We start from the raw sequence: 25,595 nt of genomic DNA on the forward strand, positions 1-25,595 counted from the left end.
GAACCGAAGCCTTACACAAACAGCTTCAACACATTCCCCATCGCATCATCGGCAAACCCCTGAACGAAATCCTTGAACCCCGGCAGGGCTTCGGCACCGCCCTGGGTCGGTTCGGCGATGATGGTCCAGGTCGCCCGCGACTTGCCTGCGCCCAAGGATTCAACACTCATCGCCGCCCACAAATTGGCCACGCCCAGCGTGTTGTAGATCGTCGTCCAGGTCATGTTCAGCGCCTGGTCGTCCCGGGAGTTGAGTTGCTCGACCACCAGGTTGCCATCCTTGAAGAATTTCTTGCGCAGCGACGACACGCCTTCGCCCGTCATCTCGATGTGCGACAGCGCCGGAATGAATTGATCGAAGCCGGCAAAATTGCCGACCACCGCCCAGACTTGCGCCGCATCGGCCGGTACTTCCACCGAAGACACGACGTGGCAGCCTTGAGGATTTTTGATCAGGGTATCGGGTTGCAGAGTATTCATGGTTTTGCTCCGTGCAGGGTTAGGGTGAATCAGATGAAGTTGATTTCTTTGAGGTAGTCGCAGCCGCGCCGCAGCAGCGCCGGGGATTTTTCCGGATAGTGCGCGCCCATCTGCCGGACGCCGGCCTGGGCGTTGTCGTGGCCGATCATCGAGATGTCGCCGATGTCTTCTTCGAAGCCGTTGAGGTAGAAACCCAGCACGCCAAACAGCGCGTTGTCGCTGTCGACCCGACCCAGTTGCTGCTGCCAGTCGGCGACGCTGACCATGGCGAACTCCCGACCGGCCTCGCGAAATGACGCCACGTAGGAATCCCAGCTCAGGGGCTCGGGGTTGTGCAGGTTGAACACCGCTTTTTCGGCCTGGTAACGGCTGGCGTGGAAGGCGATGAAACGGGCGAGAAAATCCACCGGCATCAGGTCGAAATTCAGCGCGAACTCCGGCACCTGGCCGAGCTGGATCGAGCCCTTGAGCATCAGCATCAAGCGATTCTTGTGGGGCTGGCAGACGCCGGTGAGGCTGTTGAAACTGATGTTGCCGGGGCGATAAAGATTGACCCGCACCCCACGCTCCCGCGCCCGTTCGAGGATCCGCTCGCCGACCCATTTAGACAGGTTGTAGCCGTTCTTGATGTAGATCGGCGGTGTCTGCGCGGCGGGCAATTCCAGCACCCGGCCATCGTCGGAAATCGTGCTGGACGCCGAGAGCGTCGAGACGAAGTTGAAGATCTTCTTGCTGCGCCCTTCACACAAACGCAGGCACTCGAAAATCGGCTCGACGTTGTCCCGCGCCAACGACTCGTAATCGAGGACGTGATTGACGTTGGCGGCGTTGTGTACCAGCGCGCCGAACTCGCGATCCAGTCGTTGGTAAACCTCTGCACTGAGCCCCAGTTGCGGACGAGTGATGTCCGCCGCGTAAACCCGCACCCGGTCCAGATCCAGATGCTCCAGGCGGTTTTCCCGCAACGCCTGAGCGAAGCGTTGCGCCGCCGATTGCCCGCCGCCATCGCGCACCAGGCAGGCCACTTCGCTGGCGCCCCAGGCCAGCAGCGCTTCGACGATATGAACACCGACAAAACTGTTGGCGCCGGTGACGATCACCTTGTGCACATCGCCCATTCGGCTGACCGGCAACGGATCGATATTCAGTTCGCGGAAGGCATCGGCCAGGGCTTTTTCGCTCAGTACTTCCTCGGTCCCGGAGCCGCGCACCAAGGTCGCCAGCTTCGCAATCGTCGGCAGTTCGATGAAGCGGTTGATCGAGATACTGCGGCCGAACTCCTCACGCAAACGCAGGAGCATGCGCGACAGCAGAATCGAGTGCCCCCCGAGGTTGAAGAAGCTTTCATCGGTGGAAATGTCGCTGGCGGGTAGCTCCAGCAGTTCGGCCCAGATATCCAGCAGCAGCGCTTCATCGGCGCTGGCGGGCAAACGTCGTTGGCTGTTTTCGGTCACATTGACGGGCAGTTCCAGCAGCGCTTTGCGATCGACCTTGCCGTTGCTGGCGAACGGCATGCTCGCCAGTTCGGTCCAGGCGGTGGGCTGCATATAGTCCGGCAAAAACTGCATCGCGTGGGCTTTCAAGGCTTCGCTAGCAGCACCGGGTTGCTCTTCCTGAGGTTGCGCGAGAAAGGCCAGAATCCGTCGATGACGGTCGATGACCACCGCCACCTGACGGTATTGCTGGCTGTCGCGCAGGCAGCGTTCGATTTCTTCCGGCTCGACCCGAAAACCACGAATTTTCACCTGATTGTCTCGCCGTCCACACAGCTCGATCCCGTCGGGGGTCCACTTGGCCATGTCGCCGGAGCGGTAGGCGCGCAAGCTCTGGCCGTTCGGCAGGCTCAGGTTCAGATAGCGTTCGGCAGTCTGCTGCGGGTTGTTCAGGTAACCCAGGCACACGCCCGGACCGACGATGTACAACTCACCGACGGATTGCTCGGTCACCGGTTGGAAGTCCTCATCGAGGATCAGCACCTGACTGTTGGCAATCGGCGCGCCGAGGGTCCGGTTGCTGTCGCCGGGGCGCAGTTGCCGCGCGGTGATCAGCACCGTGGCTTCGGTCGGGCCGTAGAGGTTGTAGAGATTGCCTTGGCGGGTTAGTTGCTGGATCACATAGGGTTCGCAAACATCACCCCCGGTCATCACATGATCGAGGACCTGCAACTGATCCAGTGGCAGGATGCTCAACAACGCCGGTGGCAGAAAGGCGTGACTGAGCTGTTGGTGGCGGATCAGCTCGACCAGTTGCAACGGGTCGCGACGCTGGTCCTCGTTGGGCACGATCAGCTCGGCGCCCAGGAGCAACGTCGGAAAAATATCGATCAGCGACGAGTCGAAACTCAACGATGAAAACTGCAACGCCCGACTCTGCTCGGTCAGTTGCACGTAGTCGGCGTACCACGCGGTGAAGTGTGCGAGGTTGGCCTGGCTGAGCAACACGCCTTTGGGGTGACCCGTGGTGCCCGAGGTATAGAGCGCCATGCACGGCGCGTCGAGATTGGGTCGTTGGCGCATCAAGGGTTGATCGAGGTTCACGTCGCCGATGTCGATACGGCTGATGTCCAGCCCCGGCATCGTCTCGCTGAGCGGGTGTACTCCGTCATGCAGCAACAACACCGCCCCGGCGTTTTCCAGAATGTACTGCTGACGTTGCAGCGGATGACTTGGCTCCAGCGGCAGGTACACCGCGCCGCTGCCCAGGATCGCCAGAATTCCTGCGTACAACGCGCTGCATTTTGGCAGGCAGATCCCGACCACCAACGGTCCTTGATGCTGATCGAGCAACGGTTGCAAACGCTGTTGGATGGCGCGGCTGTAGGCGTGCAATTGCCGATAGCTGAGCGACGTGCCGGCGATGTTCAACGCCGGACGCTCGGCAGACTGGATGAAGCGCTGTTCAAGCCGTTCGATCATCGGGATCTGGCCCAGTTGCAGTAGCCAGGGTTCAGCCGTGGTGTTGAGCTGATGGACGAAGGCCAGGTGCTCTAAGAACAGCAGACTTTCCACCTGCTCAAAGTGCGCGCAAGCCATCGGCTTGGCCAGCAGGAAATAGTCGGCATCCCGGGAGAAGCGGCTGACCAGCAGTGCCACGTGATCGACCAGATCGGCCACCACGCGCAGGCGCAATGCCTGGCCGTTGCCGGACAACTCTTCGGCGACCGGCACACGAGTCAGCGGTGTCGAGTTGTACGTGCACAGCAGGTCCAGCGGTGGCAGGCCTGAGGTGTCCGGCACGCCGACACCCAGCTGCAGCATCAGGCGCGGTGTATCGCCGAAGTCCCGAAACGGCAGGCTTGCATCGTCGATCAGCAAATCAAACGTGCTTGGCGCCAGCTCCTCCAGATTCACAAGCCGCGCCAGTGAATGACCGTGTTGTTCAAGTTCCAGCGTCAGGTCGGTCAGGGCCTGGCTTTGCCCGATGAGTAAAATATCGAGACGTCTCATGATGTTCTCCTCGTTAAACCAGGTAGTCGCTCAGAGCGCTTTGCACGCACGGTGAATCGAGCAGCGAGCTGCTGCGGAAAAAACGCACGATGTTGGCGACCAGCGGGTGATGGCGATTGATCGGGAAGGCCAGCCCCGACACTTCGCTCTTGAGTGCCTGACGCGCCGCGTCGCTGATCTGCAAGGCGTCGATCAAGCGGAAGTCGAAGGACTTCTGGATGTCGTTGGTCAGGTAATGGCCGATGAACACCGGCAGGATTTGCGCAATGCACTGGCGGTCGTCTTCGCTTGCGGTGTGCCAATAGATGCGCACCAACCGCGCCCAGAACCCGGAGTGCCGGCCCTCGTCGAGCAAGTGGTCAGCCATCAGGCCCTTGATCGATTGCTTGACCGTGTCGTCCTTGGCGAACGCCGCGACATCGCCGGTCACGGTGTTCTCGGCGATGGCCACGCAGATCAGCTCCACGGCGCTGCGCAGGTGCTCCGGTGCGAGCGCCACGGCGGCTGGAATAGCACGGCTCAGTTCGATTTCATCCGGCAATCCGATCGGCACGATGCCGGTCATGGCGACGGTCTGCTGCATGAAATCCATGGCCACCAGGGCGTGGTAATCCTCGTCCACCACCACGGTCATGGCGTCGTAGCGACAGGCGAACGGGAACGCCACGCTGAAGCGGTTTTTGGCGATGCTGCGGGCGGTCTTGTCGACGATCTCGGTTTCGAAAATCACCACATCGTTGATGAACTTGTAGAGCGTCTGCACCAGGGCGAAGTCCCGTTGTTCCGGGCATTCACGCAGGAAGGTTTCGCTCAGCACCAGCGGCTGACGGCTCAGCGGATAGATCAGTTTGTCGTCGTTCTCCAGTACGCGCCGGGGGCGGGTGCGAATGGTCGCGCGACTCTCCCAAGCGTCGGCGAAGGATTGGTAGTCGGCGGCGTTCATGCGTTCACCTCTGCAACCGGTTCGCTCATGCTCAGGCGCAAGCCGTCCCACAGGGCAATGCGACTTTCCACGGCGGCGATGGCGCTGGCGTACACGTCTTCTTCGCGCTGCGGATCGCCATCGACCAGGCGTGCGAGAAGCTTTTCCGCGGCCGGGCCGTGATCTTCGGAGTCGACTTCGATGTGCCGCTCCAGGTAGTAACGGAAGGTCGGCGCTTGTTCGATGCCGATGCCCCAGTCGTCGAGAATCCGCTGGAACATCTGCGGAATCACGCTCTCGCGGCCATGCAGAAACGCCGCCGCCACACTATGCCCCGGCGCATGCAACGCAGTGTGCAAGGTGTGGCGCACGAACTGCGCGGCCGCCGGGTCGACGTCGACGCTTTGCAAGGCCACGTCATAGCTCACGCCTTCTTTTTGCAGCGCCACGAAGCGTTCGACGGCGACCGTGCTTGCACCGACTTCGCGCATCGCATCCAGGTACAGCTCGAAATGACTGTAGTGACCTTGGGCCGGACGATCATCGGACTCTTCACCGAGCACGATTTCGTTAATCAACCGTGCGGCCTGTGGGTCTCGCGGTGGCAGCCAGGGCAGTTGAACGCAGGTCAGTTCCTGTTGCAGACGCTTGGTCAGCGACATGAAATCCCACACCGCAAACACATGGGTTTCCATGAAGCGTTGAAGGACCGATAACGAATGTATTTCAGAGAAGATCGGGTGCGCACTAAGTTCTGCTTTCTTCTGGATAAGACGGTCTTTAGTCGGTTTCATGAGCGAGCCTATAAGTGATCTGGAATACCGTTGAGGAAGGAGTTGATCAATAAGTGACGGTTGCTTGAAGCTTTCTATTGGCGAACGGGAGCCTCAATTGAATTGATGCTTTTCAGTCGTGTGTAATCGCTAAGTAGTGCCTTGCGCCCAGTGATTATGGGCGGCGGAGAAAAGCTAATACATGAATAAAGTATCGGGCAAGTCATTTTTTTAATTAATTGAAAGTTTAACTTTCTCGGGCGCGATAAGTGCCAATAAGACTTTTGTATAAAGTTTTATTTGGGCGTAGTTGCTCCTTTCAACTTATATAAGTCGAAATTTAAATAAAGAGTGAATGCCTCACTCAAAGCAACTTTTTACTGGGTTCTTTAATGTGATCTGAGGGGGTGGAAGTTGGCTGGGAGCGACGCCGGTTCTTCCTTTCCCGTGGCAAGACTCCTTCCGTAGGTTCTTGATGCGTCGACTGCTCCGCGGGGGCGGTGCGTCGCCCGTCATTATTCGTTGGCAGCTCAAGAGTGAGCGTAATTCACGGCAGTCGCTATCCCGACGCAAGATCCATCAATGCAATTGTCAGGTTTGAGGGGGACGGGTTTTGGGGGAGTGGGCATGAAGTCGCCGCACACCGGTCCGGTATGAACGAAAGGGGGGGTTGTAAGCTAATGCCGGTCAGTTAAGCCGCAATGCGATCCGTAGCAGCTGGCGAAGGCTGCGTTCGGCTGCGTAGCAGTCGTAAATCCGGCTAACGTGGTCTGCCTGACGTACTACCGCAATCTCTGATTTTACGACTGCTACGCAGCCGAACGCAGCCTTCGGCAGCTGCTACGGAGTGCGCGTCGCAGCTGAAATGGCATTTGGGTAGTAAGCAGATTTGTTCGTCGAGCAATCCAGGTGCGGATCAGCTCAATAGCGAAAGCGAGCCGCTCAATGGGCTCGCTCGGGGCTGTCGCTGGGGGGTTATTTCGAGGCTTTCCTGCTGCGCTGCGCCTCAGGGCCTTCGAGGTAGCGCGTGATGACTTCGACACCCCGGTTGAGGTGGTGTTCGAGCAACGTCACCGAACGCTCGACGTCCCGCTCTTCGGCGGCCCGCAACAACGCTCGGTGATCTTCCTGGGACAGTTTGCCCAGGCCCATGGCTTCCAGATTGAAGCGCAGGAAGCGCTCCTCTTCGTTCAACCCGTCTTCGACGAGTCTCAGCAGCCGCTGGTTGGGAGCTTTGTTGTAAAGCGCCATGTGGAACAGGCGATTGAGTCGGCCGATCTCGGTGTAGTCGTGCTCCGTTTCCAGCTCGTCGATATAGCGCGCAGCCTGTTCGAAATCGACGGCTTCGAGCAGGGGAATCGACCGACGCAAGGCTTCGGACTCCAGCAGGATCCGCAGCTCATAGGTTTCTGCCGCATCGCCCTGAACCAGCGGTGCGACCACCGCGCCTTTATGGGCGACCACGTTGAGTAGCGATTGCGCTTCGAGCTGGCGTAAGGCTTCGCGCACCGGCATGCGGCTGACGCCGAACAGGTCGGCGAGGTCTTGCTGACGCAGGGCGGTGCCGCAGGGAATGCGGCCGTCGAGAATGGCTGCACGCAGGGTTTCTTCGATCACTGAGCGTGCCAGATGAGCGGGAATCGGCCCGTTGACCTTGATACTGCTGAGAGGGTTGGGCTTCTGTGTCACAACAAACGCACCCTGTTTGGCTGAAATAATTGGATCCAAATGGACACTAGTGACTGGCTGATGGGTTGTCAAACGGACAAACGATCGCATTACCCTAAAGTCTAGCGTGCCGGCAGTGATCTCACCGCGCCATTGTCTTTTACCGGGCTAACCTACACCATCAACCGACTTCCACCTGCCTACCCTGGATGCCTCGCATTGGCGGTACGTTTCGCGATCCCTCGGACTTTGCGCTGGCTAGGCTGCGCACTGCTGCTGGCCGGCGTCATGCTGGGCGGGTTGCATGCCGACTGGGATTTTTCGCTGATCAGCCGCCGTGCGCAGGCATTGTACGGGCCTTTGGGTGAAGGGCAGCAGCGCATTGATGCCTGGCAGCAGTTGCTGGCCACGCAAAAGCAGGTCGGCGAGCTGGAACAGCTCAATGTGGTCAACCGGTTCTTCAACAAACAGATGCGTTACGAAGAAGACAGCGACCTGTGGCACGAGATCGATTATTGGGAAACCCCGATCGAAGCCTTGTGGAAAGGCGCTGGTGATTGCGAAGACTACGCTATCGCCAAGTATTTCAGCCTGCGCCATCTCGGTGTCTCCAGCGACAAGCTGCGCATCACCTACGTCAAGGCTTTGCGCCTGAACCGCGCGCACATGGTCCTGACCTACTACTCGAGCCCTGAGGCCATGCCTTTGGTGCTCGACAGCCTGATCGACGCAATCAAGCCCGCCAACCAGCGAACCGATTTGCTGCCGGTCTACTCTTTCAATGCCGAAGGGTTGTGGTTGCCGGGTGCCAAGGGCAACAAAAAGGTTGGAGACACCAAACGCCTGTCCCGCTGGCAGGATGTGTTGAAGAAAATGCAGGACGAAGGTTTTCCGGTCAAGACGACTAACTAGGAGCACGCGCTCAGATGTCTTTGTTCAAACAGCTGTTGATCGCTATCTGTCTGTTCCTGGTGGTCGCCTTCACCGGCAGCTTCATGGTCAGTCTGGAAAGCTCGCGCATCCAGTACGTCAATCAGTTGCGCTCCCACGCCCAGGACGCCGCCACGGCATTGGCGCTGTCTCTGACACCGAACATCGACGACCCGGCGATGGTCGAGTTGCTGGTCAGTTCGATCTTCGACAGCGGTTATTACGCGAGCATTCGGGTGGTTGATCTGGCCAGCGACAAGACGATTGTCGAGCGCAGCGGCATCCCGGCGGTCACCAACGTGCCGGACTGGTTCGTCAAACTGATCGGCCTGGAACCGGCCGGTGGCGACGCGCTTGTCAGCCGTGGCTGGGAGCAGGCCGCGCGGGTCGAGGTGGTCAGCCATCCGATGTTCGCGTTAGCCAAGTTGTGGCAGAGCGCGTTGGGCAGCCTCGGCTGGTTGCTGATCTGCGGCGCGGTGAGTGCGGTGCTGGGCGCGCTGTTGCTGCGCCGACAACTGAAGCCGCTGGATTACATGGTCAAGCAGTCCCACGCCATTGCTCGCCGGGAATTTCTCAGCCTGCCGGAACTGCCGCGCACCCCGGAACTGCGCCGGGTGGTGGAGGCCATGAACCAGATGGTCGAGAAGCTCAAGGCACTGTTCCAGGAACAGGCCGAGCGCAGTGAAAAACTGCGGGCCGAATCCTATCAGGACAACCTGACCGGCCTGGCCAACCGACGCTATTTCGAGATGCAATTGAACGCGCGAGTGAGCAATCCTGAGCAGGCCAGCTCCGGTTATCTGTTGCTGTTGCGGGTCAAGGATCTGGCCGGGTTGAACCAGCGGCTGGGCGGTCAGCGTACCGATGAATTGCTCAAAGCGGTGGGCGAGCAGTTGTCCCGCGAGTGCGCCAGGTACCCGGAAACCCAGAACCTCGTCACGCGGATTCGTGGCGGTGAATTTGCCGTGCTGGCGCCGGGGCTGGTGCGTGAAGAAGCACTGCAACTGGCGAGTAACCTCGACAATGCCCTGGCCAGCCTGCATGCGACGGGCGCTACGGACGTGGCTTCGGTGGCCTCGATCGGGCTGGCGCCGTTTGCCCATGGCGACTCGCCGCAAGTGGTGATCGGGTTGGCGGATCAGGCACTGGCCCAGGCGGAAAGTCAGGGCGAACCGAGCTGGGCGTGCCTCGATCAGGGCGCGCCGGCCCGGGTTGGCGACGATCATCATGCCTGGCACACCTTGCTGGATCAGGCGTTGGATCAGCAGCGTTTCGAACTGTACTTCCAGCCGGTGGTGGCCAGTCACGACACGCAGGTGGTGCTGCATTACAAAGTGCTGTCGCGCCTGCTCGACGAGCAGGACCAGACCATTCCCGCCGGGCGTTTCTTGCCGTGGCTCGAGCGTTTCGGCTGGACCGCGCGGCTGGACCGTTTGATGCTGGAGCTGGTGCTTGAGCAGATGGCCGAGCATGAAGAGTCGCTGGCGCTGAACCTGTCTTCGGCGACACTGGCGGATCCGCAGGCGTTGAACAAAGTGTTCGACATTCTGCGTCAGCATTCGAATCTCGGGGAACGACTGACCCTGGAAATCGGCGAAGAGCAATTGCCCGAGCAAGCGGTTCTGGAACAGCTGACGCGGCGTCTGCGCGAGCTTGGGTTCTCGTTGAGCCTGCAGCGTTTTGGTGGGCGCTTCAGCATGATCGGCAACCTGGCGCGACTTGGGCTGGCGTATCTGAAGATCGACGGCAGTTACATCCGGGCGATTGATCAGGAGAGCGACAAGCGTCTGTTCATCGAGGCGATTCAGCGGGCGGCGCACAGCATTGATTTGCCGTTGATTGCCGAGAGGGTCGAGACCGAAGGGGAATTGTCAGTGATTCGCGAGATGGGGTTGTATGGGGTTCAGGGGCAGTTGTTTGGTGAGCCTAAGTCTTGGCAGTGAGGCTGATGCCGTCATCGCGGGCAAGCCCGCTCCCACAGTGGACTTATGTCGTACCACAATCCTGCGTTCACCTCCGATCCCTGTGGGAGCGGGCTTGCCCGCGATGGCGCCAGTGCAGACAACGAAGCAATCCGCCGATTATTCCGGCAGCAAGGTCCTAGGAGATTTCCTTCAAGTTGTAGCGGTGTTGGTGAACTTGTTCCGGCCAAAGTCCAGGGCTAGTCTGGCTTTGTCACTGAATATTCGGTGACACGGACGTGCAAGTCCGACCAAACTGTTTAGGTAGCGTGCTGCCATTTCTCTCAATGAGCATTTCGATGTTCACTGCTTTATGGCGGCTGCGCGCAGGAGATCCTCGGATCTGCTGGGTGTCCTAAACAGTCCCGGTCTTGCACACCTGCGCACGGCCGCCACCCTATTCGCGTGCAAGCGAACGGTGACGGTCCCAACTTACTGTTTAGGATATTTCTTATGTTCAAAGTAACTCCGAATCCGCCAGATGATTCTGGCACCTCAGCCTCAGACGAAGCCCCCAAGCCACGCAAAGGTCGCCTCTTCACAGTCTCCCCCGGCATCGACACCGAAGCCCTTCTCGCCAATGCCTCCGAAGACCTGCTGTCCATCAGCGCCATCGCCGCCGACTTGGCCGACGATGTAGAAGGCTCACGGCGATCCATCGCCCTGGCGCTTAGCCGAATGGCCGATGGCGTGCAGTTGTTGGTGGAACGGGCGCTGGATCACCTTGAATCGCCGCAGATGCAGGCTCGGGCCAAGGTTTAGCAGGTTAAAGCGGCGGTGAGTTGAAGACCGCTTTCGCGAGCAAGCCCGCTCCCACACTGGATGTGTGTCGAATCGCAATCATGCGAACAACACAGACCTCATGTGGGAGCGGGCTTGCTCGCGAAGGCGTCAGTGCAGTCAACGACGAGGGTAGGGAGCTAGATCAACCCCGTCTCATCATCATCGATCAACTGGCTCAACCCGCCCAACGCCTCACGGGCCTGAGTCCGGTCCATGAGTTTGGCTTGTGCGGCCGGCGGCAGGTCGGTGACGCGGATCACGCCTTTTTGAGTCAGCACCTGGATCAAGTCGTCGAGTACCCGGATCATTTCCAGGTCGCTCTGCTTGAGCTGTTTGAGGCTGGTTGCCATGACCTCGCTGGCAAACCAGGCCCGGAGGTCAGGGTGGTCGGCCGGCAGCGTTTCGGTGGCCTCGGCGTAGGGCTCGGCTTCTACGCGCATCAGTTGGCCTTCTATATTGCGTTGCACGTAGAACATCGAGCATTCCTCATGAGTGAGCCGGCGTCATGCTTTCAGCAGCATAGTCAACGTCGCGTCAGTAGAGGGGGCCTTATCACTCCTGATAGTCCGGTACCTTTAACTGTTCATCGATCAGCGTTGAAAGAAAGTCACTTAAATAGAACTAAGGTATTGATTTAAAACAACTATGTATAAGTTGTGAGTCATTGCTTATATATCGATAGTTCATGGTCCGTTAATTGCTTTGCCGTTTCACAGGTGCTTTCAGGTTGCCATCCATCCAGCGAGCTGCCACTCGGCGCAAAATAAGTGCGTCCTTTCAACGCTTGCTGGATAATCCCGCGCCACCCGGCAGGCCCCATATACCGGAGTCTCAGCGTAGTCGGGTGGCGTGGCGGGGCACGGGCGCGCCGAAGTAAAAAAGAGGTATTTGTCAAAAATATGGCGATAAAAAAGTAATTTTTAATCGTTAATACACATTACGCTTGCGCAATTCAAAATTTTGACGATATCATTTTGATGTCTCAGTTGGGTTGTATTGAGCTACGTGCTCCCTTATAGATCGCCAGTGCCTCGGGTAGTCCTTTATGAATCGTACAGACGATATATCGAACCTGTTCAATAGGTTCGGAGCAAGTGCGGACAGTTATCTCGAGTTTGATAACTGTTTCGACTACAAGGAAAAGCCTTTGGCACTGGTGCCGTTCGCCGCTGAGCCGGTGACGGACGCCGTGATTGACGTTGTGGTGGCTGAGCCTGTGGACGCTGCGCCCGCCGTGGAGTCGGTAAAACTGACGTTAGCCGCCCGACCCAATGTCCAGCCTGACAATACCGCTGCGGTCCGTGCGCCGCTTCGTCATTTGCTGGCTGAAGTCGCGTTGGCCCGTCAAGCCGAAGCCCAGGCGTTCAACGATGAAGCCCTGCGTCAGGCACTGCCTCACGGGCGGCCACCCAAGTGCAAGGCCCGGGTCGTGGCGCTGGTGTCGAGCAAGGGCGGCGTTGGCAAAACTACCCTTTGTGCCGCGCTGGCCAGCACCTTGCACCTGGCGGGCGGCCAGACTCTGGCCATTGACCTTGACCCGCAAAACGCCATGCAGTACCACCTCGGTGTTCAACCCGATGTGGCCGGCATGGGTAGCGCGAGCCTGACCGGCAATAGTTGGAACGACCTGTTGCTGCCCGGCTCCGCCGATTCGCTGTTGCTGCCCTATGGTGCGCTGACTGAAGAGGAGCGCCGTACCCTGGAGCGTTACCTGATCAACGACCGTCACTGGCTGGCCCGGCAACTGGCACGCATGGCTCTGAACGAAAACGACGTGGTCATTCTCGATACGCCACCGGGGCGCACGGTCTACCTGGATCAGGCCCTGGATGTGGCTGATCAGATCGTCGTGGTGACCACCGCCGACGCGGCCAGCTTCTTGACCCTTGATCAGATGGACAAAGTGCTCGGAGCCCCTGATGCGCGTGCGCCGTCCTCGGTATGCAGCTATGTCATCAATCGGTTCGACGCAGGTCATGTATTTTCCCGGGACATGCACGAAGTACTCAAGCGGCGACTGGGCGGACAACTGCTCGGTGTCATCTCTCTGGATCATGCCCTCGGCGAGGCGCTGGCTTACGGTCGCAATCCGCTCTTGACGCCAGACTCATCCCCGGCGTGTCAGGACCTGTTGATGCTCAGTGAGCAGCTCAAGGCGCGGCTCGAATCCGCCCGTACTGCGAAACTTTACGCCTCGTGATTACTACCTCTGGCGAATCCGGCACCGTGCCGACCCGCTCCCAGCGCTGGGCGCAATCCTTGTCCGATCGGCTCGATCAGTGGCCGGTGGCTGCACGTCGGGCGCTGACCGTCAGCATTACCGCACTGTGCGGCCTGCTGGCGCTGTTCATCATCACGGTGCCATTCGAGCTTTACTCGCAATGCATCTTTGCCCTTGGCTGCTTTATCGCGGCCATGGTGTTGCGAAAAATTCCGGGACGTCTGACGGTGATCATACTCATCGGTCTGTCGCTCACCGCGTCACTGCGTTACCTGTACTGGCGGCTGACCTCGACCCTTGGCTTCGAAGGTTGGGTAGACATGCTGTTCGGCTACGGCCTGGTCATGGCCGAGTTGTACGCAATGATTGTACTGGTGTTCGGTTACCTGCAAACCGCGTGGCCTCTGCGCCGCAAACCGGTATTGCTCAGTGGCCCGCCCAGCGAATGGCCAACGGTCGATGTGTTCATCCCGTCGTACAACGAAGCCCTCGACATCGTGAAGGTCACGATCTTCGCCGCCCAGGCCATCGACTGGCCCAAGGACAAACTGCGTGTCCACGTGCTGGATGATGGTCGTCGCGAAAACTTCCGCGAGTTCTGCGAGCAGATTGGCGTGGGTTACATCGTTCGCGACAACAACCGTCATGCCAAAGCGGGCAACCTCAATGAAGCGCTGAAGGTCACCAGTGGCGAATACGTTGCCATTTTCGATGCTGACCACGTACCGACGCGTTCTTTCCTGCAGGTGAGTATCGGTTGGTTCATCAAGGACCCGAAGCTGGCGATGTTGCAAACGCCACACTTCTTCTTCTCGCCCGACCCGTTCGAAAAAAACCTCAATACCTTCCGCTCAGTGCCAAATGAAGGTGAGTTGTTTTACGGGTTGGTGCAGGACGGCAACGACTTGTGGAACGCGACTTTCTTTTGCGGATCCTGTGCGGTTATCCGTCGTGAACCGTTGCTGGAAATCGGCGGTGTTGCCGTCGAGACCGTCACCGAAGATGCACACACCGCACTCAAACTCAACCGCGCAGGCTACAACACAGCGTATCTGGCTATTCCTCAGGCCGCCGGTCTGGCGACTGAAAGTCTGTCTCGGCATATCAGCCAGCGGATTCGCTGGGCACGCGGGATGGCGCAGATTTTTCGCACCGATAACCCTCTGTTCGGCAAAGGGCTGAACCTCGGTCAGCGGCTGTGTTACCTGAACGCGATGCTGCACTTCTTTTACGGTTTGCCGCGCCTGGCGTTTCTCACCGCGCCCTTGGCCTTCCTGTTTTTCGACGCCCAGATCTTCCACGCCTCGGCGCTGATGATCACCGCCTATGTATTGCCGCACATCCTCCACGCGAGTTTGACCAACTCCAGCATTCAGGGGCGTTTCCGCCACTCGTTCTGGAACGAGGTCTACGAGACGGTGCTGGCCTGGTACATCATGGGCCCGGTGCTGATGGCGCTGGTCAACCCCAAGTTCGGTGGCTTCAACGTGACCGACAAGGGCGGGATCATCGACAAGAAATACTTCGAGTGGAAGCTGGCCCGTCCCTACATCGTCTTGCTGAGCTTGAACATCGCGGGGCTCATGTTCGGTGTTGTGAGGCTGATACAAGGTGCAGACGACGCGGCCACCACGATTCTGATCAACCTGGCCTGGACGGTTTACAACATCATCATCACCAGTGCGTCGGTGGCGGTAGCCAGTGAAACCCGTCAGGTGCGTTCCGAACCCCGGGTCGCGGCCCGATTGCCGATGCGTCTGACGCGTGCCGACGGCACCAGCATTGGAGGCGTGACCCAGGACTTCTCGCAAAAAGGCCTGGGTTTCCGTTTGCCGGAAGGCGTCATTGTTCCCCGGGGCGAACGCGTGCAGATATCGCTGTTCCGCAATCAGCAACTGAGTGTGTTCCCGGCCGTCATCGTGTTCAGTCGTGATGGGCTTCTGGGGGCTCAGTTCGATCAGTTGACCCTGCGCCAGCAAAGCGAACTGATACGCCTGACGTTCTCCCGCGCCGACACCTGGGCATCGACCTGGGGTAGCGGTCAGGTCGATACGCCGCTGGCTGCGTTGCGTGATGTCAGTGCCATCGGCATGCGGGGCATCTACGAACTCTTCAAAGCCACGGTCATGGAAATGCGGACTTTGCTCCGCAGCCGTCGCTCGGCGCCACCTACCCTTGAAAATCTTACGGACAAGTGATGAATTCGAAGTATTTCGTTCGCGGTAATTTGCGTTCCCTGATACAGGTGATGTGTTCTTTGATGGCCTTGGGGGGCGGTGCGATAGCCGTGGCCGATACGGCACCTGTGGCGAACGCTTCCGGGACTAATGGCTACAGCGTGACGTTGAAGCAATTGGGTCGGAACTACCCGATGAGCCTGCGCGGCGTGGAGTCCACCGATAGCGTCAATTTCGATGTGCGGGCCGATTCGATTGTCACCGGCGCCAGGCTGACGTTGCAGTACACCTACTCGCCAGCGCTGCTGGCGGACCTGTCGCAGATCAATGTCATCGTCAATGATGAAGTGGCGGCGAGCTTGCCGTTGCCCAAGGAAAACGCCGGGCAACTGCAAAAACAGGTGGTCAATATTCCGGCGCACCTGATCACTGAATTCAATCGCTTGAGCCTGCAATTCGTCGGTCATTACACGATGAGCTGTGAAGATCCGCAGCACTCCAGCCTGTGGGCGAAGATCAGCAACGCTACAGAGCTGAGCATTGAGGTGTCGCCTCTGGCCTTGCCGAACGACTTGTCGATCATGCCGTTGCCATTCTTCGATCGCCGCGATGCCGGTGCATTGAATCTGCCGTTCGTGTTCGCCGCCGCGCCGGACAACACCACCCTGGAAGCTGCCGGCGCGCTGTCGTCATGGTTCGGTGCCCAGGCCAGCTATCGCGGTGCGACCTTCTCTTCGCGATTCAACCAGATTCCGGCCAGCGGCAATGCCGTGGTCTTGCTCAGTGGTCCCGATGCGCTGCAACTCGGTGGGCTGAGCCTGCCTGCAGCCAAGGGGCCGACCCTGACCGTGATGACCAACCCCAACGACGCCAACGGCAAGTTACTGGTGATCACCGGTCGCGACGGCGCCGAACTGAAACGTGCCGCCACCGCATTGGTGCTGGGCAGCCAGGCCTTGTCGGGTAGCAGCGTGGTGATTGATCGCCTCGATACGGTACAACCGCGCAAGCCTTACGACGCCCCTAACTGGTTGCCTAGCGATCGTCCGGTCAAACTCGGTGAGTTACTGGCGGCCAAGCAATTCAACGTCGCCGGCTACAACCCAGGCGACATCACCGTGCCGCTGAACTTTCCGCCAGACCTGTTTACCTGGCGTGATGAAGGGGCGCCACTGAACCTCAAATACCGTTACACGCCACAAGAAAAATCGTCCAATTCATCGTTCATCATCAGCTTCAACGACACCTTGATTCAGTCGCAGAGCCTGCCGTCCCAGGACACGCTCGACAGCGGCATCCTCAGTGCCCTGAAAAGCAACGACAGCCTGGGCCGCGAAACCCAAGTGCGCTTGCCGTTGAACTCGGTGGCCCTGCAATCGCGTCTGCAGTTGCGCTATATGTTCGATTACATCAAACAGGGCGAGTGTGGCGACATCATCATCGACAACATGCGCGGCAGCATCGATCCGGAGTCGACACTGGACCTGAGCGGCTACGACCACTTCATGGCCATGCCGAACCTTGGCGTGTTCAAGGATGCGGGTTTCCCGTTCACTCGCCTGGCTGACCTGTCGCAAACGGCTGTAGTGCTACCAGACAATGCTGGCGCTCCCGAGCTGGATGCCTACCTGACCGTGCTCGGCCGTTTCGGCCGGTCGACCGGTTACCCGGCCACCGGCGTGCTGGTGACCCAGGCGGCGCAGGTTCAGGGTGCTGCTGATAAAGACCTGTTGGTGTTTGCTTCCGGCGCTAACCAGCCGTTACTGACCCAATGGGCGGATCGCTTGCCCGCTGCCGACACCGGTGGCCAGCAGAGCTTCCACCTGTCTGACCTGTCGATGCGTGTACGTGACTGGTTCAGCCCCGACCCGGACGCCAATCAGCGCAAGGCGCGTCTGGCCATGGCTTTTTCCGGCGGTGAGCGCAGTACCTATCTGACTGGTTTCGAATCGCCACTGAAAAGTGGTCGCAGTGTGGTGGTCATTGCCAGCGGTCAGCCGCAAGGCCTGGCTGATGCGACCAGCGCATTGATCGGTGGCGAGGATTACACCCAGTTGATCCAGGGCAGCCTGGTGGTGGTGCGCGGCAAAACCATTGAAGCGCTGGTGGCGGACGAGCAGTACTACGTCGGCAGCCTGGGCCCGGTCAAATACGTGCAATGGCTGATGTCGCGCCATGTGGGGTGGACGCTGCTGTTGACCGGTCTCGGTGTGTTGCTGCTCAGCTGCCTGGCCTACCTGGCGTTGCGCTCCCGTGCCAAACAGCGTTTGGGTCACTGAGATCGCATGAACACTCTCGGGATCAACCATTGCAACCTTACTCTCCCGCGCCGCTGGCGCCGGGCCGTGCAGTGGCTGGCCGGTACGCTGGTGATCCTGAGCCTGACACCGGTCATGGCTGACGGGACGACGTGCAAGAGCGCCGACTGGCCGTTATGGCAAACCTACGCCACACGTTTTGTGCAGAACGACGGGCGCATGCTGGAGTCCAGCGTCGAAACCAATCACAGCACCTCCGAAGGCCAGTCCTACGGCATGCTGTTCGCGGTGATCGGCAACGACCGCGAACGCTTTGAGGCGCTGTGGAAATGGACCGCCGCCAACATGGCCGGCGCCGACGTCAGCCATCGCTTGCCGGGCTGGTTGTGGGGGCAGGGCAAGGACGGTAAGTGGCAATTGCAGGACGCCAACTCAGCCTCCGATTCGGATTTGTGGATCACCTACGCGCTGCTTGAGGCGGCGCGGTTGTGGCAGCGTCCGGACTACCGCGAGGACGCTCTGCGCCTGCTCAAGAACATTGAAAGCAAACTGGTGGTGAGCCTGCCAGGGCTGGGCAAGATGGTCCTGCCCGGGCCGGAAGGCTTCGTGCAACCCGATCATCTGTGGCGCCTGAACCCGAGCTATTTGCCGCTACCGCTACTGCGTCGGCTGGCCAAAGAAGCCCCGGCCGGGCCATGGAAAGAAATCGCTGAAAACACCGTGAAAATGGTCAAGGCCTCCAGCCCCAAAGGTTACGTGGCCGACTGGATCGGTTACCGCGCTACCGCGCCGCAAGCGGGTTTGTTCGTGGTCGATCCAATCAAGGGTGAACTGGGCAGTTATGATGCGATCCGCGTCTACCTGTGGGCCGGCATGACGCCCAAATCCGACCCGTTGGCGGCACCGTTGCTGGCGCGTCTGGACGGTATGTCGAGCAGCACCGCATCCACCGGCATACCACCGGAAAAGGTTCAGGTCATCAGTGGCGCCCTCGAAGGCCAGGGGCCATTCGGGTACTCTGCCGCGCTGATTCCGTACTTCCAGGCCAAGGGCCAGCCATGGCTGGCCGAGCAGCAGCAACGCCGGGCCGAACAGGCGTTGAACGCGGCGCTGGCTAAAGTCGATGGCGAACGTGCCGAACCACTGTACTACAACGCCATGCTCAGCCTGTTCGCACTGGGCTGGGTTGAAAAACGTTTTCAGTTTCGTGATGACGGAACACTCAAACTTTCTTGGGAGATGTCATGCACGCGCGCCGCCACACGCTAGCCATCGGGATTCTCACCGCCCTCATCGGTACCGCGGCTTACGCCGAAACCAACGATGTAAAGGCGCTGCTGGTCGAGCAAGGCCAGTATTGGCAGGCCCGTGCGAACGCTACGCGTGCCGCTGAAGCCTGGCAGAAAGTGTTGCGCCTGGACCCCAATCAAGTCGACGCGCTGTATGGCATGGGCCTGATCGGCGTCAAACAGAACAAACCTGAGCAAGCGCAGCAATATCTGGCGCGCTTGCAGGCGCTGTCGCCACAACCATGGCTGGCGGCGCAGCTCGAGCAGGACATCGCCCTGGCCCAGCCGCAAAACATCGCGCTGCTGGATGAAGCACGACGCCTGGCCGATGGTGACCAGCGTGACAAGGCCACTGAAGTATTCCGTAAGCTGTTTGCCGGTCGTACCCCGGAAGGCACTGTGGGCCGCGAGTATTACAACAATCTGGCGTTCAATGCCGCCGGCTGGCCCGAAGCCCGCAAAGGCTTGGAGCGCTTGCTGCGCGAGACGCCGAATGATTCGATTCTGGCGTTGTTCCTGGCCAAGCAGCTGGTGCGTCACGAAGACAGCCGCGTGGAAGGCATCCGTGCCCTGGCTAAACTGTCGACCCGTGTAGACATCGCCGGTGACGCCGACGAGAGTTGGCGCCTGGCGCTGGTCTGGATCGGACCACCCAAGGCCGCGCAGGTGCCGTTGTTCGAAGAGTTCCTGAAGGTGCATCCCGACGACCAGGAAATCCGCGATCAATTGAACAAAGGCAAGTCGCAATCGGCCACGGGTGGTGCGATGGCCTGGCAGCCAGATCCACTGGTTGCCCGTGGGCTGCAAGCCCTGGACAAGGGCGATCAGGCCGGCGCCGAGCAAGCGTTCGCCGCACGCCTGAAAAGCAAGCCCGACGATGCCGATGCCCTTGGTGGTCTCGGCGTGGTACGTCAGCAACAGAATCGCTTCGACGAAGCGGAGCAATTGCTGATCCGCGCCATCGCCAATGGCGGTACGCGCTGGAAGGCGGCGCTCGATAGCGTGCGTTACTGGGCACTGCTGCAGCAGGCCCGCAACCAGGCCAGGACGCAACCGGCCAAGGCCCAAGAGAGCATTGCTCAGGCCATGCGCTTGAACCCGAACGGCGTCGATGCGCGCCTGACCCTGGCGGATATTCAGGCCCAGGCCGGGCAACTCGACGCCGCACAAGCCAACTATCGCCAAGTGCTGACCCGCCAGCGCGGCAACTTTCAGGCTGTTCAAGGTCTGGTCAACGTGCTGTCGCAAACCGGTCAGGCCGATGAAGCCTTGCGTCTGCTCGACAGCTTGACGCCGGCCCAGCAGGCCGAGATGGGTGGCAGCGGTCATCTGCGCGCGTTGCGCTCCACCCAGGCCGCCAAACTGGCCGAGCAACGCGGCGATGCCCGTGGTGCACAGCAAGCCCTGGTGCAAGCGGTGCAGGACGACCCGGACAACATCTGGACCCGTTTCGACCTGGCGCGCCTGTACCTCAAGACCGGCGAATCACAAAAAGCCCGTGATCTGATCGACAGCTACCTCAAGGCGCACCCGACCAACGTCGACGCGCTGTACACCAGCGCCCTGCTCTCGGTGGAGATGGAGCAATGGAACGCCGCGCAAGCGACTATCAGCCGCATTCCCGCCGAACGCCGCACTGCGGACATGAACGAGCTGGCCGACCAGATTACCCTCACCGTACAAATCAAACTGGCCGCCAGTATTGCCAAGCGTGGCCAGCGCCAGGAAGCACTGGCGCTGCTCGATCGCTTGCAGCCGATGGCCAGCGGCAGTCCCGATCGCATGGCGACGCTGGCATCGGCCTATGTCGATGCCGGTGATTCGGTTCGCGCTCAAACCATGATGCGCGATGTGATTACCCAGACGCCGTCGCCGTCCGCCGACCTGATGCTGCAGTATGCCAATCTGCTGCTCAAGACTGGCGACGACGTGCAGGTCAACTCAATCCTGCGTGGTTTGCAGAATCAGCAGATGAGCGTGGCCACGCGCAAACGCTTCGATGACGTGCTGTACCAGTACCGTATTCGCCAAGCCGATCTGTTGCGTGAAGGCGGCGATCTGGCGGCGGCCTACGACACTCTGGCCCCGGCCCTGGCTTCACGTCCGGGTGATGCCGGCGCGGTTTCTGCGTTGGCGCGGATGTACGCCAGCAATGGCGACAACGCCAAGGCGTTCGAGTTGTACAAGCCGTTGTTGCAGCGTCAGCCCAATGACCCGCAAATCCTGCTGAACGCCGCGGATGCCGCGGTTCAGGCGCATGACAACGCCTATGCCGAGCGAGCGCTGGAGCAGTTCCTCAAGCTTGAGACCTACGACCCGCAATCGCTGACCGAGGCCGCGCGGATCTACCGCCGCATGGGTAAGACCAGCCAGGCGACCGAATTGCTGCGCAAGGCCGTGGCCATCGAGCAGAACGAACAAAAACGCAGCCTGACGGCCCAGGCCAACAGCCTGAATGTCGCGCCGAACCCGTTCGTGGGTTTGTCGGGCCAGCGCAATCAGGTCAGTCGCACGCCGCTCGATGCGATCCCGGCACCGGCGCAAACCCTGCTTGAACCTGAAGCTGTGCAGGTCGCCAGCAATGCGGCGCTGCCGGCCGATGCTTATCCGGGTCAGTCCCAACCGCGCATGGTCGCTGCTGGCACGGGTCGACAGGCATTGCCAGCCAGGCGCTTTGCCGGTGCTTCGGGTAACCCGTTCGCGCCGCAAGATACGGTCAATGTCGCGGTGGATCAAACCAGTTCTGCCCAGCGCGCCCTGGACAACATTCTCCAGGAGCGCAGCGGTTATGTGATCCAAGGCGTGACGATTCGCAGCAACGACAGCGAGTCGGGCCTGAGCAAGATGACCGACGTCGAAACGCCGCTGGAAATCAACATTCCGGCTGGCGATAACCGCTACGCTGTTCGCGTGACTCCGGTGTCGCTCAATGCCGGCAGTGTCGGCAGTGTCGGCAGCGATGCCGCCGCGCGCTTTGGCAGTGGCCAGGCGTCGTCGGACGGCATCGGTTCTCAACGCGACAAGGGCGTGGGCCTGAGCGTGGCTTATGCCCGGCCCGACGAAGGCATCAAGGCTGACATCGGCACCACGCCGATTGGCTTCAAGTACAGCACCGCAGCCGGTGGTGTGAGTGTGGATCGGCCTTTCGCCGACAACTCCAACATGCGTTATGGCGTTAGCGTTTCGCGGCGTCCGGTGACCGACAGCGTGACGTCGTTCGCCGGTGCCACTGACGAACGCACCGGCCAGTCGTGGGGCGGCGTGACCGCCAACGGCGGCCGTGCACAGCTCAGCTATGACAACCAGGAAGTCGGCACCTACGGCTATGGTTCGTGGCACAAGTTGCTTGGCCACAACGTCGAATCCAACAGCCGTGCCGAACTGGGCGGCGGCGTGTACTGGTACCTGCGCAATGCCGAGGACAGCAAGCTGACCCTCGGCCTTAGTGCCACTGGCCTGAGCTTCGAGAACAACCAGGACTTCTTCACCTACGGCCATGGCGGCTACTTCAGCCCGCAAAGCTACTTCGCCCTGGGCGTACCGGTGACCTGGGCGCAGCGCACCGAGAGGTTCTCCTACCAGGTCAAGGGCTCGGTGGGTGTTCAGTACTTCGAGCAGGATGCGGTGGATTTCTTCCCGAACGACAAAGACTTGCAGGCTGCCAACAACCAGCGTTACACAGGCCAGAACAAGACCGGCGTGGGTTACAGCCTGAGCGGTGCCGGCGAATACAAATTCGGTTCGAGCTTTTTCCTCGGCGCCAATCTCGGCCTGGACAACGCTCAGGACTACAAGCAATTCACGGGGGCCATGTACCTACGCTACATGTTCGAAGACATGAACGGCCCGATGGAACTGCCGGTCAGCCCCTACCGTTCCCCCTATTCCAACTGATTTCTGGAGACTTAAATGCCTTCTTCCGTTCTTGCCGGTATGACCCTGTTGGTGCTTGGGGAAAGCCACATGAGTCTGGCGGACCACTTGATGGAGCCGCTGCAAGCCAACCTGGCCCAGCAGGGCGCGATCGTGCATTCGATCGGTGCATGCGGCGCCAGCGCCGGTGACTGGCTGATCACCAAGAAAGTCGATTGTGGTGCTGAACAGAAGGGCAACGGCAAGATTGTCATCAAGGGGCGCGAAGCGACCACCACCCCGATCAAGGACCTGATTGCCGCTGACAAGCCTGACCTGGTCGTGCTGGTGATCGGCGACACCATGGCCTCCTACGACAAACCGGTGTTCCCGAAAGCCTGGGCCTGGCAGAACGTCACCGCTCTGGCCAAGGAAATCACCGCCAATGGCGCCAAGTGCGCCTGGGTCGGTCCGGCCTGGGGCAAGGAAGGCGGCATGTACAAAAAGAACGATGCGCGCACCAAGCTGATGTCGGCGTTCCTTTCGACCAACGTGGCGCCTTGCACCTACATCGATTCGCTGACCTTCTCCAAACCGGGTGAGTGGGTCACCACCGACGGCCAGCACTTCACCATTGCCGGTTATAAAGCCTGGGCCACCGCCATTGGTGGCGCGCTGGCCAAACTGCCGGCCGACGCGGTCAGCAACAAGGGAGCCAAGCAGTGATGCGTGCCCGCTCTGCTGTGTGCGCCGTGGCGGCGCTGTTTTCCAGTGTAAACGCCATGGCAGCTGAATTTGCGCTGTACCCCACCGGCCCCAGCGAAGACGCGGCGTTCATCCGTTTCGTCAACGCCAGCACCGCTCCACTGGACGTGATCGCCCAGGCCGGCCAGCCACCGATGCGCCTGGAAGCGGCGCAACCGGTATCACAGTTTTTCCCTGTGCAGTCGAGCAGTCCGGTCAAGGGCACCTTGGTCAGCGGCGCGCAAAAACTGGCCATGGACCTCAAAATCGAGCCCGGTGAATTCACTACCGTGGTCGCGGTTCCGGACGGCACCGGCATCAAGCAAGTGGCCGTGCGCGAGCAGCCAGACGACTTCAACGGTCTCAAGGCGTCGCTGGCGTTCTTTAACGTCGATGCCTCTTGCGTCGATGCGAGGCTGCGTCCTGCCGGACGTACCGCCGACCTGTTCAAGGCAGTGCCGGTCGGCAGCTTGCAGCGTCGGTCGATCAACCCGGTGAGCCTGTCGGTGCAACTGGTGTGCGCGAACGCCAACGTCGGTGCTCCGCTGGATTTGGGTGAGCTCAAAGCGGGCGAGCGTTACAGCGTGCTGCTGGTGCCTTCGGCAACCGGGTCGCGTCTTTTGAACGCCACGGACACTTTGTCCCACTGATCGGGTTCTGCCGCCGCCATGGTTTTCGCTTCACTCGAGTTCCTGACGCTGTTCCTGCCTGCGTTTTTGCTGGTGTATGCCTGGGGCAGGCCGGCCTGGCGCAACGTCATCCTGCTGATCGGCAGTTGGCTGTTCTATGGCTGGCTGAGCCCGCTGTTCCTGACCCTGCACGTGGTGTTGACCATCGTCGCCTGGGTTGGCGGCTTGCTGGTGGATCGTGCCCGCGAGGGCTCGCGTGGACGTGTGCGGTTGTTGATCGCGTTGATCGTGTTCAACACCGCGGTGCTGTGCTGGTACAAGTACGCCAACATCCTGGCCGGGACCTGGAGTGAGCTGATCACATATTACGGGGCGATGCCGCTGGAGTGGCAGCGTGTGGCGCTACCGGCCGGCCTGTCGTTCATCGTGTTGCAGGCGATTTCCTACCTGGTGGATGTGCACCGGCATACCGTGCCGGTGGAGCGCAGTTTCATCAATTACGCCACCTACATTTCGATGTTCGGTCACTCCATCGCCGGTCCGATCATTCGTTATGACTGGGTGCGCCGGGAGCTGACGCAACGGAATTTCAGCTGGCAAAATTTTTCTCTGGGCGCGCGTCGGTTCATGATCGGCATGTGCATGAAGGTCTTGGTGGCCGATGCGTTGTCGCCCTTGGTGGACGTCGCGTTCCACCTGCAAACCCCGTCGTTCGTCGACGCCTGGATTGGCTGCCTGGCCTATTCGCTGCAATTGTTTTTCGACTTCGCCGGCTACAGCGCAATGGCCATCGGCCTGGGCCTGATGCTGGGGTTTCACTTTCCGGAGAACTTCAACCGACCGTATCTGGCCAGCAGCATTCAGGACTTCTGGCGGCGTTGGCATCTGTCGTTGTCCAGTTGGCTGCGTGACTACCTCTACATCGCCTTGGGCGGTAACCGCAACGGGGTGTGGAAGACCTACCGCAATCTGTTCCTGACGATGGCCATTGCCGGTCTGTGGCACGGCGGCGATAGCTGGAATTACCTGTTGTGGGGTTCGGCCCATGGGGTTGCGTTGTGTGTCGATCGCCTCTGGTCCCGCTCCAGTCTGCCGAGCCTGTCGCCATTGCTGTCGCATACCTTGACCCTGTTGTTCGTATTCCTTGCCTGGACGCTGTTCCGCGCGCCGGATTTCCATTCGGCCATGACCATGTATGCCGGGCAGTTCGGTCTGCACGACTTTGCCTTGGGCGATGCGCTGGCGGTAACGTTGCGTCCGGCGCATGGTCTGGCAGCCTTGCTCGGTGTGGTGTGCATCCTGGCGCCACTGTGGCAAAGCCGTGGCGAGCAGCTAATGGTCCGGCACGCTTTGTTGGTGCCGATTGCGGCCCTGTGGCCCGTGGTGGGTTTTGTGCTGTCGTTCGCCTTGATCGCGAGCCGTGAAGCCGTACCTTTCCTGTACTTCCAGTTCTGATGCCCGCG

General features: G+C 60.1%; 17 protein-coding genes. 11 read left to right on the top strand and 6 right to left on the bottom strand.

The annotated features are described in order from the left end of the window. Window positions 1-11: 11 nt before the first annotated feature. From ACA044_RS00635 to ACA044_RS00655, 5 genes are all read right to left on the bottom strand, one after another. A complete protein-coding gene (locus tag ACA044_RS00635) occupies window positions 12-479 on the bottom strand; it encodes an SRPBCC family protein (protein ID WP_497444708.1) in 468 nt (155 codons plus the stop codon). A gap of 29 nt (window positions 480-508) precedes the next feature. Continuing rightward, window positions 509-3,925, bottom strand: a complete 3,417-nt coding sequence (locus ACA044_RS00640) for an amino acid adenylation domain-containing protein (protein WP_497444709.1) — start codon at window positions 3,923-3,925, stop codon at window positions 509-511. 13 nt (window positions 3,926-3,938) lie between these two features. After that, entirely contained in the window at window positions 3,939-4,868 is a 930-nt protein-coding gene (locus ACA044_RS00645) for a diiron oxygenase (protein ID WP_497444710.1), read from the bottom strand. Next, window positions 4,865-5,641 carry a DUF3050 domain-containing protein gene (locus tag ACA044_RS00650; protein WP_497444711.1) on the bottom strand — a complete coding sequence of 259 codons (777 nt, stop codon included), beginning with the start codon at window positions 5,639-5,641 and terminating at the stop codon, window positions 4,865-4,867. The genes ACA044_RS00645 and ACA044_RS00650 overlap by 4 nt, the downstream gene beginning before the upstream one ends. 954 nt (window positions 5,642-6,595) lie before the next feature. Then, complete coding sequence (locus ACA044_RS00655) at window positions 6,596-7,309, bottom strand: GntR family transcriptional regulator (RefSeq protein ID WP_497444712.1); 714 nt, start codon at window positions 7,307-7,309, stop codon at window positions 6,596-6,598. Between the two features lie 198 nt (window positions 7,310-7,507). On the opposite strand from ACA044_RS00655, the gene lapG reads away from it, so the two are divergent. From lapG to ACA044_RS00670, 3 genes are all read left to right on the top strand, one after another. Continuing rightward, window positions 7,508-8,200: a cysteine protease LapG gene (gene lapG / locus ACA044_RS00660; protein WP_497444713.1), complete on the top strand. Its 693-nt coding sequence runs from the start codon at window positions 7,508-7,510 to the stop codon at window positions 8,198-8,200. Between the two features lie 14 nt (window positions 8,201-8,214). After that, the gene (gene lapD / locus ACA044_RS00665; protein ID WP_497444714.1) at window positions 8,215-10,161 is read left to right on the top strand and encodes a cyclic di-GMP receptor LapD; all 1,947 of its coding nucleotides are present in this window, start codon (window positions 8,215-8,217) and stop codon (window positions 10,159-10,161) included. Window positions 10,162-10,632: 471 nt separating this feature from the next. After that, entirely contained in the window at window positions 10,633-10,941 is a 309-nt protein-coding gene (locus ACA044_RS00670) for a DUF6124 family protein (protein ID WP_497444715.1), read from the top strand. 158 nt (window positions 10,942-11,099) lie between these two features. Here the strand turns inward: ACA044_RS00670 and ACA044_RS00675 are convergent, their stop codons facing one another. Beyond that, a complete protein-coding gene (locus tag ACA044_RS00675) occupies window positions 11,100-11,438 on the bottom strand; it encodes a tryptophan synthase subunit beta (protein ID WP_497444716.1) in 339 nt (112 codons plus the stop codon). A gap of 569 nt (window positions 11,439-12,007) precedes the next feature. Here ACA044_RS00675 and bcsQ point away from each other — a divergent pair. The 8 genes from bcsQ to ACA044_RS00715 are packed head-to-tail and all read left to right on the top strand — an operon-like array spanning window position 12,008 to window position 25,587. Next, on the top strand, window positions 12,008-13,162 hold the full coding sequence (bcsQ, locus tag ACA044_RS00680) for a cellulose biosynthesis protein BcsQ (RefSeq protein ID WP_497444717.1): 1,155 nt from the start codon (window positions 12,008-12,010) through the stop codon (window positions 13,160-13,162). After that, complete coding sequence (bcsA, locus tag ACA044_RS00685; protein ID WP_497444718.1) at window positions 13,159-15,381, top strand: UDP-forming cellulose synthase catalytic subunit; 2,223 nt, start codon at window positions 13,159-13,161, stop codon at window positions 15,379-15,381. Before bcsQ ends, bcsA begins: the two co-directional genes overlap by 4 nt. Beyond that, window positions 15,381-17,639, top strand: a complete 2,259-nt coding sequence (gene bcsB, locus ACA044_RS00690) for a cellulose biosynthesis cyclic di-GMP-binding regulatory protein BcsB (RefSeq protein WP_497444719.1) — start codon at window positions 15,381-15,383, stop codon at window positions 17,637-17,639. Before bcsA ends, bcsB begins: the two co-directional genes overlap by 1 nt. 6 nt (window positions 17,640-17,645) lie before the next feature. Continuing rightward, window positions 17,646-18,887, top strand: a complete 1,242-nt coding sequence (bcsZ, locus tag ACA044_RS00695) for a cellulose synthase complex periplasmic endoglucanase BcsZ (protein ID WP_497444720.1) — start codon at window positions 17,646-17,648, stop codon at window positions 18,885-18,887. Then, a complete protein-coding gene (locus ACA044_RS00700) occupies window positions 18,863-22,801 on the top strand; it encodes a cellulose biosynthesis protein BcsC (RefSeq protein WP_497444721.1) in 3,939 nt (1,312 codons plus the stop codon). The genes bcsZ and ACA044_RS00700 overlap by 25 nt, the downstream gene beginning before the upstream one ends. 15 nt (window positions 22,802-22,816) lie before the next feature. Continuing rightward, window positions 22,817-23,485 carry an SGNH/GDSL hydrolase family protein gene (locus ACA044_RS00705; protein ID WP_497444722.1) on the top strand — a complete coding sequence of 223 codons (669 nt, stop codon included), beginning with the start codon at window positions 22,817-22,819 and terminating at the stop codon, window positions 23,483-23,485. After that, window positions 23,485-24,153, top strand: a complete 669-nt coding sequence (locus ACA044_RS00710; protein WP_497444723.1) for an alginate O-acetyltransferase AlgF — start codon at window positions 23,485-23,487, stop codon at window positions 24,151-24,153. Before ACA044_RS00705 ends, ACA044_RS00710 begins: the two co-directional genes overlap by 1 nt. Before the next feature lie 18 nt (window positions 24,154-24,171). Next, the gene (locus ACA044_RS00715; protein ID WP_497444724.1) at window positions 24,172-25,587 is read left to right on the top strand and encodes an MBOAT family O-acyltransferase; all 1,416 of its coding nucleotides are present in this window, start codon (window positions 24,172-24,174) and stop codon (window positions 25,585-25,587) included. The last annotated feature ends 8 nt before the right edge of the window (window positions 25,588-25,595 follow it).

Source organism: Pseudomonas sp. LBUM1673 (genome assembly GCF_059695645.1).

What these genes read in the sequence shown, in the direction of transcription:
- ACA044_RS00635 (WP_497444708.1), bottom strand. Translation starts at nt 479, where the DNA reads ATGAATACTCTGCAACCCGATACCCTGATCAAAAATCCTCAAGGCTGC.
- ACA044_RS00640 (WP_497444709.1), bottom strand. Translation starts at nt 3,925, where the DNA reads ATGAGACGTCTCGATATTTTACTCATCGGGCAAAGCCAGGCCCTGACC.
- ACA044_RS00645 (WP_497444710.1), bottom strand. Translation starts at nt 4,868, where the DNA reads ATGAACGCCGCCGACTACCAATCCTTCGCCGACGCTTGGGAGAGTCGC.
- ACA044_RS00650 (WP_497444711.1), bottom strand. Translation starts at nt 5,641, where the DNA reads ATGAAACCGACTAAAGACCGTCTTATCCAGAAGAAAGCAGAACTTAGT.
- lapD (WP_497444714.1), top strand. Translation starts at nt 8,215, where the DNA reads ATGTCTTTGTTCAAACAGCTGTTGATCGCTATCTGTCTGTTCCTGGTG.
- ACA044_RS00670 (WP_497444715.1), top strand. Translation starts at nt 10,633, where the DNA reads ATGTTCAAAGTAACTCCGAATCCGCCAGATGATTCTGGCACCTCAGCC.
- ACA044_RS00675 (WP_497444716.1), bottom strand. Translation starts at nt 11,438, where the DNA reads ATGTTCTACGTGCAACGCAATATAGAAGGCCAACTGATGCGCGTAGAA.
- bcsQ (WP_497444717.1), top strand. Translation starts at nt 12,008, where the DNA reads ATGAATCGTACAGACGATATATCGAACCTGTTCAATAGGTTCGGAGCA.
- bcsB (WP_497444719.1), top strand. Translation starts at nt 15,381, where the DNA reads ATGAATTCGAAGTATTTCGTTCGCGGTAATTTGCGTTCCCTGATACAG.
- bcsZ (WP_497444720.1), top strand. Translation starts at nt 17,646, where the DNA reads ATGAACACTCTCGGGATCAACCATTGCAACCTTACTCTCCCGCGCCGC.
- ACA044_RS00700 (WP_497444721.1), top strand. Translation starts at nt 18,863, where the DNA reads ATGCACGCGCGCCGCCACACGCTAGCCATCGGGATTCTCACCGCCCTC.
- ACA044_RS00705 (WP_497444722.1), top strand. Translation starts at nt 22,817, where the DNA reads ATGCCTTCTTCCGTTCTTGCCGGTATGACCCTGTTGGTGCTTGGGGAA.
- ACA044_RS00710 (WP_497444723.1), top strand. Translation starts at nt 23,485, where the DNA reads ATGCGTGCCCGCTCTGCTGTGTGCGCCGTGGCGGCGCTGTTTTCCAGT.
- ACA044_RS00715 (WP_497444724.1), top strand. Translation starts at nt 24,172, where the DNA reads ATGGTTTTCGCTTCACTCGAGTTCCTGACGCTGTTCCTGCCTGCGTTT.